Here is a 13,835-nt window from a genome sequence, read left to right on the forward strand (position 1 = left end):
GATGAGCGAGTCTCCTACGCAACCAGCCGCGGAGCGAGCTCTCGCCCTCGCGTTCGATGTCGGCGGCACCTCGGTGCGCGGAGCCGTGGTCGGCGCCGGCGACGTGTCGTTGGCGGAGTCGCGGGTGGCCACTCGCACCGGCCCGGCCGTGCTCGACGACATCGCGCAGCTGGGCGAGCAGCTGCTCGCCGGCCTGAGCCCCGTGACCCGGTCGCAGGTCGCCGGGGTCGGGGTCGCCTTCCCCGGCCTCGTCGACACCGAGTCCGGGACGTCCCTCAAGGCGGTCAACCTCGGTCTGGTCGACACGCCCGTGGCAGCCCCGCTGGCTGAGCGGCTGGGTCTTCCGGTCTCGGTGTCGCACGACACGGCCGCGGCCGCGGGGGCGATCTGGGCGGACGCCGGCTCGCCGGCCTCCGCGTTCGTCGCCGTCCTCGGGACGGGTGTTGCTGCGGTGACGTACGTCGAGGGCAGGCCGATCGTCGGCGTCTCGGGTCAGGCCGGTGAGCTCGGCCATCTGGTGGTGGACCCGGCCGGGCCGCTGTGCATCTGCGGGCTTCACGGCTGCGTGGAGACGCGCGCGGGCGCTCGGAGCATGCTGCGGCGATACGCGTCGCTGGGCGGTTCCGGGGTCGCCGGCGTCGCCGAGCTCGTCGCGCGTGTCGAGCGCGATCCGCGCGCCGCCCGGGTCTGGTCCGAGGCGATCACCGCCCTCGCCGACGGCTTCCTCGCGGTGGGTGCGCTGCTCGCGCCCGGCGAAATCATCCTGGGCGGCGGCGTCGCCGAGGCCAGGGGCTACCTGCTCGAACCGCTACGGGTCCGGATGCGCGAGCGCGCCGGCGTGACCGCGGTCCCGCCCGTACGCCTCTCCGCGCTCGGCGGCCGAGCGGGCCTGGTCGGCGCCGCCCGGCTGGCCCTGGCGTCGACGGGGACGGGCGCATGATCATCACCGTCACGCTCAACCCGGCGATCGATGTGACCTACCGGCTGCCCCGGCTGCGGGTGGGCGAGGTCCACCGCGTCGCCGAGGTCACCAGCCGGCTCGGCGGCAAGGGCGTGAACGTCGCCCGGGTCCTGCACCAGCTCGGCGAGCCGACCCATGCCGTCGGCCTCGCCGACCACGACTTCGCCGAAGCCCTCGCCCGGGAGCTGCCGGCGACCTTCCTGCCCGTGCTGGAGGAGGTACGCCGCACGCTCGTCGTCGTCGCCGAGTCGACGACCTCGCTGTGGGAACCGGGCCGACAGGCGGCTGCCGGCGCCGATCTCAGACTTCTCGACCTCCTGACCGACCGGATCCCAGCTGCGACGGCCGTCGTCGTCTCCGGCAGCCTGGCTCCAGGAGTGCCCACCGACCTCCCGGCACGGATCGCACGGCTCGCGACCGCCGCCGGAGTGCCGGTGCTCCTCGATCTCGACGACGCCGCGCTGGCGGCCGCGGTCGGCACCGGCGCCGTCCTGACGCCCAACGAGGACGAGGCCGCCCGCCTGCTGGGCCGGCCGCTCGACGACCCGGCCGCCGCGGTCGCAGCGCTCGCCACCCGTCACGGCGGTCCGGTCGTGCTGACCCGCGGCCACCACGGGCTGGTCGCGTACGCCGACGGCAGCTGCTGGGAGGTGACCCCGCCTGCCGGGGTCACCGGTAATCCGACCGGCGCCGGAGACGCGGCCGCCGCCGGTCTCGCCCGCGGTCTCGCCAACGGCAGGCCATGGCCGGAGATCCTTCGCGACGCCGCCGCGCTCGGCGCCGCCGCGGTGGTCACCCCGGTTGCCGGCGAGATCGACCCCGACGCGTACTCATCGTTCCTGGCCGACGTCAGGGTCAGCCGAATCGACCACGAGGAAGACTGACATGCCCCTGGTACCGATGTCGCTGCTGCTCGACAACGCCCGCGGCACCGGCCGCGGCCTGGGCGCGATGAACGTCATCCAGCTCGAGCTGGCCGAGGCGATCGTCGCCGGCGCCGAGCAGGCCGGCCGTCCGGTGGTGCTGCAGATCTCCGAGAACACCGTCGACTACCGCGGCGCGGTGGCGCCCCTGTTGCGGGCGAGCATCGCGATCGCGGAGCGCGCCACGGTGCCTGTCTGCGTACACCTCGACCACGCGACCCGCGTCGAGCTCGTCGAGGAAGCCGTCGAGCTGGGGTGTCCTTCGGTGATGTTCGACGCCTCGAAGCTCGACTACGACTCGAACGTGGCCGCCACCGCCAAGGTCGCGGCCTGGTGTCACGAGCGCGGCGCCTCGGTCGAGTCCGAGCTCGGCGAGGTGGGCGGCAAGGACGGCGTGCACGCACCGGGGGTCCGCACCCAGCCGGCCGAGGCCGCCGAGTATGTCGAGGCCACCGGGGTCGACGCGCTCGCGGTCGCGGTCGGCTCCTCGCACGCGATGACGACGCGTACGGCCAGCCTCGACAACGAGCTCATCGCCCGGCTCGCCGCTGCCGTCGACGTGCCGCTCGTGCTGCACGGCTCCTCCGGGGTCCCGGACGAGGGCATCGTCGCGGCCATCGCCGCCGGGATGACCAAGGTCAACATCGCCACCCACCTCAACGCGACCTTCACCCGCGCCGTCCGCGCGGCGATCGCTGACGAGGGCAAGGTCGACCCGCGCAAGTACCTCGGCGCCGGCCGCGATGCGGTGGCCGGCGAGGCCGCCCGGCTGCTCGCGCTGATCGGCGGACCGAGGGTGGACCGCGCAGTGTGACCTGCGTTACATTCGCCTCCAACTTGCGATTGATGCTGACTCTTTAGGGCATGAGACGATCATGTTCAATCACTCAATCGGGCACGCCCAACCAACGTTGGGTGATCGCGGCTGACGGTGCGTCGCTGAAGTTCCCGGCGAAGCACAGCGGTCTGACCCTGGCGGCCGGCGCCAACGGGCTGGTCGTGCAGCAGACCGACACCGCGGCCGCCTCGCAGCGGTGGCGCGCCACCCCGAACTAGGCCTACCCGGTCGCACTGCTTACATGGCCTCATGAACCGCGCGCCGCGGCGACGGAGGACGGTGGTGAGCAGTGCGACCAGGGAGTCGTCGTGAGGTGGTGCTCTGCGCCGTCTTCGTCCTGATCGCCCTGGGCTGGATCGTCACCGGGCTCCGCGCCGACTCCGGAGAGCTGCACGAGGCTCCGGTGGTCCTGGTCGGGCCCGACGTCGTCACGGTTCCGCTGGTGAAGCAGGTGAACGCGGTCCCGGGGCGTCCGTTCTCGGCCGGGGCGGTCGCGGATCGGGCCGAGGCGGCGGAGCTGATGGAGCGCGGTGACGTCGTCGCACAGCTCGACATCGACCTGTCCGGCACCCAGGACCAGCTGCGCCTTGCCACGGCACACCGGCCGGCGCTCGCTCGCGCGATCCAGGCCGAGGTCGAGCGGATCGAGAAGACCCGTGGACGTACGGTCGTGCTCGCCGAGCCTCCTGATCGGCTCGAGGGGCGGCCGCTGTCCTGGGTCACCTTCGCGACCGCGCTGGCCGGCTTCCTGCTGGTGTGCGTCGTCTCGCTCGTCTGGGGCCCGTTCGCGCGTACGCTGCCTCGGCTCCTGGCGCGGCTGACCGCCCTCGCCGCGCTGGCGGTGGCAGCGGGCGTCGGCGGCTGGCTGCTCGCGGCGCCGGCACCGGCGGGGGAGCGGATGCTGGTGGCGTCGGTCCTCGCTGCCACGGTGCTCGCCGCAGGTGCGTTGACCTTCGCCTGCGAGATCATCGGCGGATTGCCGGGACTGCTGCTCGCGGCGACCGTGATCGTCGCCGGGCCTGTACCCCTCCTTCTCGCCAGGGACCGCCTGCTGCTCGCGGATGTGTGGGCGATCGGCTCCCGATGGACGATCACGGGGGCCGGCGAGTCGCTGTTGTGGGCGGCTTCCGGGGACGTTGTCACCGGGATCGCTCAACCGGTGGTGACCATCGCGGGGTCGGCGCTGCTCGGTCTGGCCGTGCTGGTGGCGATCCGGTGGCTCGTTCGGATCGACGTCGAACACCATGGCGCTCTCGCGGAGGTGCGGTCGTGGCGGCGAAACCTCGGCCTGGTTCTCGCCTCCGCCACCTGCCTGACGATCCTCGCGACCGCGCTGACCTCAGCACTGCACAGAGAGGCCGTGCCGCGCCCGCTCGCCAGCCTCGCCTCGACGACTCAGTGCATCCCGGCGGGACCCGTCGAGGACGTCGACGACCTCAACCGGATCACCAGGCTCCGTGCCGAGCCGGCCCTCCAGGGTGGCGACGTGGGGGTGAGCGCCCATCTGAGTGATGGTCGGAGCATCTGGATGTTCGGCGACACCCTGCGGGACGAGAAGTTCTCCGGCGCCGGCTTCGTACGCAACTCGATGCTGCTCGTCGAGCCCGACTGCCTGCAGGTCGTCCTCCCGGAGTCCGGCGGCGCCATCATCCCCGACCGCGGCGACGGTGTGGGCTACTGGCCGATGTCGGTGACCGCGCTCGACAAGCCGGGATATGCGCTCGTCGTGGTGGCCGCGCAGCGGGTGCGTACGACCGACTCCGACGACGCCTTCGGCTTCGAGGCACTCGGACCGGCCATCGCCCAGTTCGTGGTCCCGGACGGGGGAGTCCCGCAGCTGATCGCGGTGACGGACATCGGTGCCGACGACGCCGACACCCGACGGCCGATGTGGGGCGCCGCGGCGGCGGTCTCGGGGGAGTGGCTCTACCTCTACGGCACCGCCCGCGAGCCCGACCCGCCCCTCGGCACCGGCTTCGCCCTGCACGTCGCCCGCGTCGCGCCGGACCACGTCGCCGACCCGGACCGATGGACCTACTGGGACGGCACCGGCTGGAGCAAGCGCGCCGGCTCCTCGAGCGAGCTGATCCCCGCGACCGACGGCGTCTCCCAGACGCTGAGCGTCTTCGAGCGCGACGGGCGCTGGTACGCCTTCAGCAAGAGCGACGAGTTCCTGGGCGACGACCTGGTCTTCTGGACCTCGTCGTCGCCGACCGGTCCGTTCCAGGCCCAACCACCGGTCGGCACCCTTCCCTCCGGAGTGGCCCGCGGCGAGCTCCGATACATGCCGCTGGCCCACCCCGACATCCTCGAGCAGCCCGGCTCGGTGATCGTCTCCTACAGCCGCAACAGCACCGACTTCGGCGCGGTCCTGCGCAACCCGCTCCTGTATCGGCCGAAGTTCATCCGGGTAGACCTCCCCGACGGCTAACGGAGCCGGCGCCTGCGGCCGAGACGTGGGTCGCCGGCGCGAATCAGGATGTCCTGGATAGTGAAGTTGGCCGCGATCGCCTCGCGCAGCGTCTCCAGGTTCTCGCGGATCGCCCGCATCTCCTCCCGCGGCTGCCGGTGCTGGAGATAGGCCCGGATGCGGCGTACCTCGTCGTCTCGGGTGGGGGATTCCCGGCCGAGCTCGTCGGAGAGGTTGTCGAGCACCTTCTGGCGCGCGTAGATCGTCGGCCGGATGTCCGGCCACCGGACTCCTTCGTCGTCGACCTCGACGCTCGTCGTTCCCAGCGGGAGGTGGTCGAGGGTGAGCGCGTGCGAGAGCACGTCCAACGCGGAGCCCTTCATGGCCAGGAGGAGGTCGAGGGCGAGGTGGGACTGGCCGCCGAGCACCTTGAGCTCCCAGTCCAGCTCCTGGAGACGCTCGCTGATCACCCGGATGTCGGAGATCTGTTGCGGCACCAGCTCGAGCAGCGCCCCGCGCGCCGTTGCGAGCTCGATGTCCGACGCCCGGTCATAGTGCTCCATCTGAGCGACGATCTCCTCGGCCCGCACGAGCACGTCGTTGATCTGTACGTAGATGAGGGACAGATCCGCCCCGAGATAGGCCGCCTCGTCGCGTTCGTTTCTGCTCACGATGCCCGGAACGGCTTTGAGGACCACGTCGACGATCAGCTTGACGAACTCGATCATGCGGCGATGGTAGGGCTCCCCACCCTCACGTGGACACCACAATGGCGCCCGCAGATGCGGCATCCGAGACGTGACGCCGACGTCGGTCGTCACGTCGCCGTTGTGACTCAGCCACGTCCGCGGCGTACTCCCTTGTAGATGCCCCAACGCACGATCCAAGGCTGCAGGACGGTGTTGATCGTCCACGCGGGGAGGCGGAACGGGCGTCCGTTGGGCGCGAAGATCTGGAGCCCGTCTCGCTGAACGCCGATCACCGAGCCCCAGCGGCGACGGGGTGGCTGGTAGTTATCGAGCGGCCTCCCCTTGAGAACTGCCTTGATGTTGCGAGCAAGGAGTCGGTCGGCGCGGTTCCTTGCGGAGGATCTCAGCTCGTCGGTGGCCGCGACATCGCCCACCGCGAAGACGCCGCTCTGCCCCTTGACCTGGAGATTCGGATCCACCACGACGAACCCGCGGTCGTCGAGGATCTCGGCGGGAAGCCAGCCGGTGTTGGGGTGCACGCGGCCGATGGCCCAGAGGACCGCGTCGGCCTTGGCCGGTGGTTGGCCGGTGCTCCACGTGACCGCGTCGCTGGTGATCTCGTCCCCGACGAAGCCGCGCGGAAGCTCGGCGCGATGGCCTGGGTGCAGCCCGACGCCTCCCTCGACAAGACGCTTCTCCAGACTCTGCCACGTCTTTCGATGGTGCTGGGGGAGGGCGTGCTCGCCCGGGTAGTAGAGGTCGACCTGCTTGTCCGGCCACGTGCCGCTGATGTTGGCCGCACTGCTGACAGCCGCTGCGCCACCGCCGATGACGATCACCGAGGCCGCTCTCCGCAGCTGTTGGTGGACATGCTGCAGGTCGGAATCGATCTGGTCGTCCGTCTGGAAGTCCGGCTTTCTCCAAAACCCGTTGGTGACCCCCGTCGAGATCACCAGCAGGTCGTACGGCTCAGGGCGGGTTGTGCCGTCCGGCCGCTCGACATGGACGGCCCTGTGCGCAAGGTCGAGACCGACGAGAGTGCCGTGAATGGCATCGGCCCGATCCAGTCCGCGGTACCGGTCGAACGAGATCCGGTAGTCGCGCTCCCACTCGGCCGGCCTGCTGAGTCGAGCGCCGAGCTCTTGGCCGCTGATCAGCCCTGGCTTGGTGGAGATCCCGACGACGTCGGCGTGCTTCGAGAGGCGTACCGCTGTCAGGACACCCGTGTCGCCGAGCCCCGCGATGATGACCCGCTTGCGCCTCATCCGGCCGCCTTGGGTGGTCTCGGCACGAGGCGGGGCACCCGGTCGATGACGTCCTGGTACGCCGGCCGCCGCTCGAGACTGCGCTTCTCCATCATCGGAATGCTCGCGCCCAGGAACATAGCCGTCATCGCGACGGTGCCGGCGAACAGCCACCACCAGTTGTCGGGCGAGGCGGCCAGGCCGAACAGCGCGAGGGAGAACCAGAAGCTGATCTCTCCGAAGTAGTTCGGGTGCCGCGACCAGCCCCAGAGTCCGCGGTCCATCACCTGGCCCGGTTGGCTGTCGCGGGTGAACCGGTGCATCTGAAGGTCTGCGCCGAACTCCAGAGCCACGGCACCAAGGCCTAGCGCGCAGGCGGCGAGGTCGAGCCAGCCGACGTCCTGACCCGTGCTGGTGACCGCGACGTAGATCGGCAACGATCCCAAGAACACTTGGAAGGTCGGGATGAGGTGGATCGCGGCGAGGTCCACGATCAATTCGAATCTGCCGGCCCGTTCGCGAAACAGCGGGTAGCGCCAGTCCTCGTGATGGAGCCCGGGGAACGCGTACACCCAGTTGCCGGTCAGCCGGATCGACCAACCGAGGACCACCAGCGCTACGAGGATGACGCGGACATCGGGGACGTCCTCGCCCGCCGAGGCCCACCAATAGAGAAGGAGAAGCGGAGGAACGACGCTCCAGTACGCGTCGTAGAAGCTGGAGTTCTTGTGCAACCGGCTTGCAGCGAAGATGACGAGCGTCGCGAGGACGTCTGCGATCAGGGCGTCGAGCCACAGGTGACGCGTGTCAGGTCCCCAGATCAGCCAAGTCGAAGCCACAGCGAGGGCGATGACGTACGCCGCGGCGACGCGGACGAGAGACTCTCTCTTGCTCACCGCTCGACGGTAGTGGACCTTTCGAAGAATTGGAACATGTTCTAGCTTCAGCGGGCGAGCGTGTGGAGGAGGCCGGTGACGGCGGCCGCCGCGGCGTCGGCATCCTGGGCGCGGATGGCGTCGAAGACGGTGAGGTGCTCGTCGGCGATCTCGGCTGTCTCGTCGTTGAGGTGGATGGTCGCGCGCAGGGTGTCCTCGAAGCCGGCGTAGAGCTCGATGAGGAGTGGGTTGTGGGTCGCGGTGACTACGCCGAGGTGGAACTCCGCGTCGGCCTCAGCGAAGGCCTCGGCGTCCCCGGCCGCGACGGCAGTGGCGCGCCGCTCCATGATGGCGGTCAGGGATCGCAGGTCGTCCTCGGAACGACGCTCGGCGGCCAGTGCCGCGGCGCGAGTCTCGATCGCGTGACGGACCTCGAGGACGTGGGTCAGGTCGACCCGGCCGACCTGACGACGCATCATCGCGGCCACCTCGTTGGAGGCGGCGACGTACGTCCCGTCCCCGCGTCGTACCTCCAGCACGCCGGTGTGGGCCAGCGCGCGTACGGCCTCGCGGACCGTGTTGCGGCTGACGCCGAGAGCCGCGGCGAGCTCGGGCTCGGGCGGGATGCGGGCGCCGACGGCCCACTCGCCGTCGGCGAGCAGAGCGCGCATGCCATCGATCGCCTGGTCGACCAGGGAGCGAGGCGTGGTGGTGGAGAGCGGCACGTGCCGTCCTTTCATCCAATCATCCGATGTCTGGCATCCTAGAGGGCGTGAACTCCCGCATCCAGTCCCGCCCCGATTCTCCGCCGTCGAACACAGCCGTTCGGTCGACGGTGTGGCTGCTGGTCGCGGTCCTGCTGGTCGCCGCGAACCTGCGTGGGGGCATCACGTCTCTCGGTGCGTTGCTCGACAGTCTGGACGGGCTCTCGGCCGGTACCCGGGCGTTCCTGACCTCGCTGCCGGTGCTCTGCTTCGCGGTCGTCGGTGCGACGGGGATGACGCTCGCGCGCCGGCTCGGCGTACATCGTGGCATCGGCGTCGCGCTCGGCCTCCTGGTGGCCGGGCTGCTGGTCCGAGTGATCGGCGACCCCTGGCTCCTGCTGGTCGGCACGTTCGTCGCGTGTGCCGGCATCGCGCTTGCCAACGTACTTCTTCCCGCCGTGGTCAAGGAGGGCTTCCCGAACCGGGTCGGCGCGGTCACCGGTGCCTACAGTGCGGTGATGTCGCTCGGCGCGGCGATCGCAGCCGGTGTCACGGTGCCGATCGCGCATGCGGCCGGAAGCTGGCGGATCGGCCTCGGCGTCTGGGCCCTGCTCGCCGCCCTGGCGCTGCTGGCGTGGGTACCGCACCTGCGCGACCGCGGCCTGCGCCGAGACGGCGCGGTCCGGGTGTCGCTCTGGCGCGAGCCGGTGGCGTGGGCCGTGACCGTCGTCTTCGGCACCCAGTCGCTGTTCGCGTACGTCGTGATGAGCTGGCTGCCGAGCATCTACGCCGACGCCGGCTTCAGTCACGAGACGGCCGGGCTGCTGCTCGCGGTGAGCATCCTGGTCGGCGTACCCGTGTTCTTCCTGGCGCCGACGATCGCGATCCGGGCCTCGACACAGGGCCACCTGATCGCGGTCCTGACCGCGCTGCTGGCGATCGGATTCGCCGGCCTCTGGCTCGCTCCCGTCGCCGGCGCCTGGCTCTGGGCGGTGCTCGTCGGCATCGGTGGCGCGGTCTTCCCGGTCGCCCTGACCCTGTTCAGCATCCGCACCGCGACCACCGCCGGCACCACCGCGCTGTCCTCGATGGCACAGAGCATCGGCTATCTCCTCGCTGCCGCCGGCCCGTTCCTCGTCGGCCTGCTGCGCGAGTCCACCGGCTCGTGGTCGGTCCCCATCGCGCTCCTGCTGGGGCTTGCGCTCGTCCAGATCTGCGCCGGGTACGTCGCGGGCCGCCCGGTCGTCATCGGAGCCCGCGCCGAGGACTGAAGCACTCGTCAGCCGCTCCGGAACCGGGTTACACTTGCATCAGTTGGCTTCAAATGGGTGTAGGAGGTTCCGAGATGTCGGAGATGCTGAACGACGATGTGCGGATGCTCCGCGCGGCACTCGACGACGCGGACGAGACGGTGCACGTCTCGTTGAGCCTGCCGCGAGCCAGCGCCGAGAAGGTGCTGGCCCTCCTGGATGCGGAGCGTACGTCGGGTGCGGTTGTCGTGCCGATCAAAGAGGCGTTCACGACGACGGAGGCAGCCAGCTTTCTCGGTGTCTCCCGCCCGACCCTGATGAAGATGATCGCCGCCGGCGACATCGAGCACATCATGGTGGGCTCTCACCATCGGATTCCCGCTGAGCCCTTGGTGGCGTTCGAGCGGGCGAGACGAGCCCGGCGAGCGAAGGCAGCGGAGGTGCTCGCCGAGTTCTCGAACGAGATCGGCTTCGTCGATTGACCCTCAGCGTTGTTCTCGCGGACGCCAACATCCTCTACTCCCGCACGCTTCGGGACTACTTCCTGTACGCCGCTGATGCCGGTGCCATCGAGCTCCACTGGTCTCAGGAGATCCTGGATGAGATGTCACGCAACCTGCGCGCCGGTCTCGGGATCGACACCGAGCACACCGATCGGCTCGAACAGCTGATGAACGCGTATCTGGAGTACGCCCTCGTCGAGATCAGCGACGAAGCGACGAACGAGGTCGCCGATGTCGAGATGGATGCGAAGGACCGACACGTTCTCGCTGCCGCGGTCTCGGCGGAGGCCGACATTCTGCTCACCGACAACATCCGGCACTTTCCGAGGGCATGGATGGATGGTCGTGGCATCGAGCTGATCGGCTCTGGAGACCTGCTCATCCGCTTGGCTGAGTCGGTGCCCGGAAGGATCCGTTCAGCGCATGACATGACGCTGCAGCACTCGAAGAAAGACGAGAACGACCTCCTCGCCACGTTGGCACGGTGCGTTGGCGATCCTGCCGCTGCTGCGATCCGCCGAGTGCTGGCTGAGGAATGATCTTTGGGATCATGCGAGAAGGGTCGTAGACCCACCTCGGCTCGCAGGATCGAATACCGTGGGCGGCATGACTACCGAGTCGTACACCATCGCGCCGCTCAGCCCTGAGACCTGGCCGGCGTTCGATGCGCTGGTGCTGCGGCACAACGGCATCTTCGGTGGCTGCTGGTGCATCTGGTTCCATCCGGACGGACCCGAGAGAGGCCAGGGCGCGGAGGCGAACCGGGCGCTGAAGAAGGCGTACGTCGAGAAGGGCGAGGCGCATGCCGCGCTGGTGATGGACGGGGACGAGGCTGTCGCCTGGGCCGAGTACGGCACCCCGATCGAGCTGCCCACGCTCCACCACCTGAAGCAGTATGACGCGACGAAGACCGTCGACCCCGACTACCGGATCACCTGCGTCTTCGTCGACAAGCGCTACCGGCGACAGGGCGTGACGGAGTTGGCGATCACCGGTGCGCTCGAGCAGATCGCCCAAGCCGGCGGTGGGCGGGTCGAGAGCTATCCGCACGACCTGACCGAGCAGACCAAGAAGATGTCGTCGTCGTTCCTCTACAACGGGACTCGTCGGCTCTACGAGCGGCTCGGCTTCACCTACGACCGGCCCAAGGGCCTGAAGAACTGCGTCATGGTGAAGACTGTCGAGCCTGCCTGAGGTCAGGGTCGTAGGCCAGGATTCTTTGCGTCTCTGGGCAATTCCGGGTCGATCGGGGCGACCCGGACACCGAGGGCGGAGTGGGCGTAGCTGGCCAGCTGCTGCTCGGCGCGCTCCAGGGTCAGCGACGAGTTGTGAGCGAGCAGGTGGAGGCCGAAGGCGTCCTCGAGGGCCACGAAGTTGCGGGCGATCGCCTCGGCCGAGTCGGTCAGTGTGAAGACGCCGGTCGCGCGCCCGACCTCGAGCGCGGCGGTGTAGAGCGAGACCTCGCGGTCGAAGAGCAGCGTCATCAGCGTCGCGTGCATCGGGCTGCGGCTCGCGTTGACCGAGATCTCGTCGAGGACCTGGCTCAGGAGAAGGTCCTCACCTCGGGGAAGACCCGAGTACATCAGGCGGCCGAGCTTCTCGGCGGGGGAGAGGTCGCCCTCGATCGCTCGCTGCCGGGACCAGTAGTAGCGGTCGGTGGCGGCCTGGTGGGCGGCCTCGATGAGTCCGTCGAGCTCGGGGTAGTAGTACGCGATCAGGCGCGGTGAGATACCGGCCTCCGCGGCGATGTTCTTCATCGTGGCGCCGGCCAATCCGTGGGCCGCGATCACGGTGAGTGTTGCCGCGGTCAGATGTTCGCGCCGAGCGGCCTGGTCCTTGCGTCGAGCCATGCTCAACCGTAACGCGTATGTGAAATCTGTGGGCGAATGATTGACACCTGGTGTGGCGGGGCTCATATTTGCGGTGAAGCGCAAAGAAAGGATCTGCTTGTGCGTACCCACCAGGACTGGCGAGAGACTGCCGCCGAGGTCCGACTCCGGACCCGACCGTTCATCGGCGGCCGTTCCGTCGACACCGCGGAGGGCTCCTTCGAGAACCGCAACCCCGCCTCCGGCGCGCTGCTCGCCGAGGTCGCCGACGCCGGCGCCGCCGGTGTCGACGCGGCCGTGCGCGCGGCGCGGGCGGCGTACGACGACGGGGGCTGGTCGAGGGCGGGTGTCGCCTTCCGCCGGGAGCGGATGCTCCGCTTCGCCGACCTCCTCGCCGACCACGCCGCCGAGCTCGCCGTCCTGGACTCGCTCGACATGGGCAAGCGGGTCGTGGATGCGTACGACCTCGACCTCCCGTTCTCGGTGAACCTGTTCCGCTACTACGCCGAGGCGATCGACAAGATCAACGACGAGGTCGCCCCCACCCCGCCGGGCACGACAGCCCTCGTCCGCCGCGTCCCGCTCGGCGTCGTAGGCGCGGTCGTGCCGTGGAACTACCCGGTCGACATGCTCGCCTGGAAGGTCGCCCCGGCGATGGCCGCGGGCAACAGCGTCGTGCTCAAGCCCGCCGAGCAGTCGCCGTCCTCGGCCCTGCGGATCGCCGAGCTCGCCGCCGAGGCCGGGATCCCCGACGGTGTGCTCAACGTCGTCCCAGGACTGGGGGAGACCACCGGCAAGGCGCTCGGCCTCCACCCCGACGTCGACGTGCTCGCCTTCACCGGATCGACCGAGGTCGGCGCGTACTTCCTGCAGTACGCCGGCCAGTCCAACCTCAAGCAGGTCTGGCTCGAGTGTGGTGGCAAGAGCCCGCACGTCGTCTTCGCCGACGCCGAGGACCTCGCCACCACCGCCAAGCAGACCGCCTTCGGCATCTGGTTCAACCAGGGTGCGGTCTGCTCGGCGCACTCTCGCGTCCTGGTCCAGCGCGAGGTCCAAGAGGAGTTCGTCGACCTCGTCGCGAAGGAGGCTGCGGCGTACGCCCCCGGGGACCCGCTCGACCCGGCCGCCGGGATGGGTGCGATCGTCTCGCCCGAGCAGACCGACCGGATCATGCACTTCGTCGACGATGCCAAGACCTCCGAGGCGCGACTGGTCACCGGTGGCGAGCGGATCACCCGCGACGGCAGCGACTGCTACGTCCAGCCCACTGTCTTCGACGACGTCGACCCCGCTTCCACCCTCGCCCGCGAGGAGGTCTTCGGGCCGGTCCTGGCGGTCACCGCCTTCGACACCGAGGACGAGGCCGTCGCGCTCGCCAACGACACCCCGTACGGGCTGGCCGCCTCGGTCGCGACCAGCAACCTGAGCCGCGCGCACCGGCTCGCCGAGCGGATCCACGCCGGCACCGTGACCGTGAACGGCGTCGACGCCTTCAGCGCCTGGACCCCGTTCGGCGGGTTCAAGGGCTCCGGCTTCGGGCGTGACCTCTCGCTGCACGCCCTCGACAAGTACGTCGGTCTCAAGACCGTCTGGATCAACCACTGACCTC

At 69.8% G+C, this 13,835-nt stretch carries 15 protein-coding genes; 10 read left to right on the forward strand and 5 right to left on the reverse strand.

Annotated elements, in window-relative coordinates; all coding sequences use genetic code 11:
- Position 1: 1 nt before the first annotated feature.
- The 5 genes from ABZU72_RS00200 (at position 2) to ABZU72_RS00220 (ending at position 5,153) form a co-directional block, all read left to right on the forward strand.
- A complete protein-coding gene (locus ABZU72_RS00200) occupies positions 2-940 on the forward strand; it encodes an ROK family protein (RefSeq protein WP_355016892.1) in 939 nt (312 codons plus the stop codon).
- Positions 937-1,845 carry a hexose kinase gene (locus tag ABZU72_RS00205; RefSeq protein ID WP_355016893.1) on the forward strand — a complete coding sequence of 303 codons (909 nt, stop codon included), beginning with the start codon at positions 937-939 and terminating at the stop codon, positions 1,843-1,845. The genes ABZU72_RS00200 and ABZU72_RS00205 overlap by 4 nt, the downstream gene beginning before the upstream one ends.
- A 1-nt stretch (position 1,846) precedes the next feature.
- On the forward strand, positions 1,847-2,698 hold the full coding sequence (locus tag ABZU72_RS00210) for a class II fructose-bisphosphate aldolase (protein WP_355016894.1): 852 nt from the start codon (positions 1,847-1,849) through the stop codon (positions 2,696-2,698).
- A 101-nt stretch (positions 2,699-2,799) separates the two neighbouring features.
- Positions 2,800-2,940: a hypothetical protein gene (locus tag ABZU72_RS00215; RefSeq protein WP_355016895.1), complete on the forward strand. Its 141-nt coding sequence runs from the start codon at positions 2,800-2,802 to the stop codon at positions 2,938-2,940.
- A gap of 95 nt (positions 2,941-3,035) precedes the next feature.
- Positions 3,036-5,153, forward strand: a complete 2,118-nt coding sequence (locus ABZU72_RS00220; RefSeq protein WP_355016896.1) for a hypothetical protein — start codon at positions 3,036-3,038, stop codon at positions 5,151-5,153.
- On the opposite strand, the gene ABZU72_RS00225 is transcribed toward ABZU72_RS00220, so the two are convergent.
- The 4 genes from ABZU72_RS00225 to ABZU72_RS00240 form a co-directional block, all read right to left on the reverse strand.
- The gene (locus ABZU72_RS00225; RefSeq protein ID WP_355016897.1) at positions 5,150-5,860 is read right to left on the reverse strand and encodes a hypothetical protein; all 711 of its coding nucleotides are present in this window, start codon (positions 5,858-5,860) and stop codon (positions 5,150-5,152) included. The genes ABZU72_RS00220 and ABZU72_RS00225 overlap by 4 nt on opposite strands.
- 107 nt (positions 5,861-5,967) lie before the next feature.
- Positions 5,968-7,086: an FAD-dependent oxidoreductase gene (locus ABZU72_RS00230; protein WP_355016898.1), complete on the reverse strand. Its 1,119-nt coding sequence runs from the start codon at positions 7,084-7,086 to the stop codon at positions 5,968-5,970.
- The gene (locus tag ABZU72_RS00235; RefSeq protein ID WP_355016899.1) at positions 7,083-7,961 is read right to left on the reverse strand and encodes a DUF1295 domain-containing protein; all 879 of its coding nucleotides are present in this window, start codon (positions 7,959-7,961) and stop codon (positions 7,083-7,085) included. Before ABZU72_RS00235 ends, ABZU72_RS00230 begins: the two co-directional genes overlap by 4 nt.
- Positions 7,962-8,008: 47 nt before the next feature.
- Positions 8,009-8,680 carry an FCD domain-containing protein gene (locus ABZU72_RS00240; protein WP_355016900.1) on the reverse strand — a complete coding sequence of 224 codons (672 nt, stop codon included), beginning with the start codon at positions 8,678-8,680 and terminating at the stop codon, positions 8,009-8,011.
- Between the two features lie 11 nt (positions 8,681-8,691).
- Between ABZU72_RS00240 and ABZU72_RS00245 the strand changes: the two genes are divergently transcribed.
- From ABZU72_RS00245 to ABZU72_RS00260, 4 genes are all read left to right on the forward strand, one after another.
- Complete coding sequence (locus tag ABZU72_RS00245; RefSeq protein WP_355016901.1) at positions 8,692-9,915, forward strand: MFS transporter; 1,224 nt, start codon at positions 8,692-8,694, stop codon at positions 9,913-9,915.
- 74 nt (positions 9,916-9,989) lie between these two features.
- Complete coding sequence (locus tag ABZU72_RS00250; protein ID WP_355016902.1) at positions 9,990-10,376, forward strand: helix-turn-helix domain-containing protein; 387 nt, start codon at positions 9,990-9,992, stop codon at positions 10,374-10,376.
- Positions 10,373-10,936 (forward strand): PIN domain-containing protein, encoded by a 564-nt coding sequence (locus ABZU72_RS00255; protein ID WP_355016903.1) that lies wholly within the window; start codon positions 10,373-10,375, stop codon positions 10,934-10,936. Before ABZU72_RS00250 ends, ABZU72_RS00255 begins: the two co-directional genes overlap by 4 nt.
- A 67-nt stretch (positions 10,937-11,003) precedes the next feature.
- A complete protein-coding gene (locus ABZU72_RS00260) occupies positions 11,004-11,591 on the forward strand; it encodes a GNAT family N-acetyltransferase (protein WP_355016904.1) in 588 nt (195 codons plus the stop codon).
- A 2-nt stretch (positions 11,592-11,593) separates the two neighbouring features.
- Here the strand turns inward: ABZU72_RS00260 and ABZU72_RS00265 are convergent, their stop codons facing one another.
- Positions 11,594-12,247: a TetR/AcrR family transcriptional regulator gene (locus tag ABZU72_RS00265; protein ID WP_355016905.1), complete on the reverse strand. Its 654-nt coding sequence runs from the start codon at positions 12,245-12,247 to the stop codon at positions 11,594-11,596.
- A 99-nt stretch (positions 12,248-12,346) separates the two neighbouring features.
- Here ABZU72_RS00265 and ABZU72_RS00270 point away from each other — a divergent pair, with 99 nt between their 5' ends.
- Positions 12,347-13,831: an aldehyde dehydrogenase family protein gene (locus ABZU72_RS00270; protein ID WP_355016906.1), complete on the forward strand. Its 1,485-nt coding sequence runs from the start codon at positions 12,347-12,349 to the stop codon at positions 13,829-13,831.
- Positions 13,832-13,835: the final 4 nt, after the last annotated feature.

It is taken from the genome of Nocardioides sp. NPDC004968 (genome assembly GCF_040608935.1).
Classification (GTDB): Bacteria; Actinomycetota; Actinomycetes; order Propionibacteriales; family Nocardioidaceae; genus Nocardioides.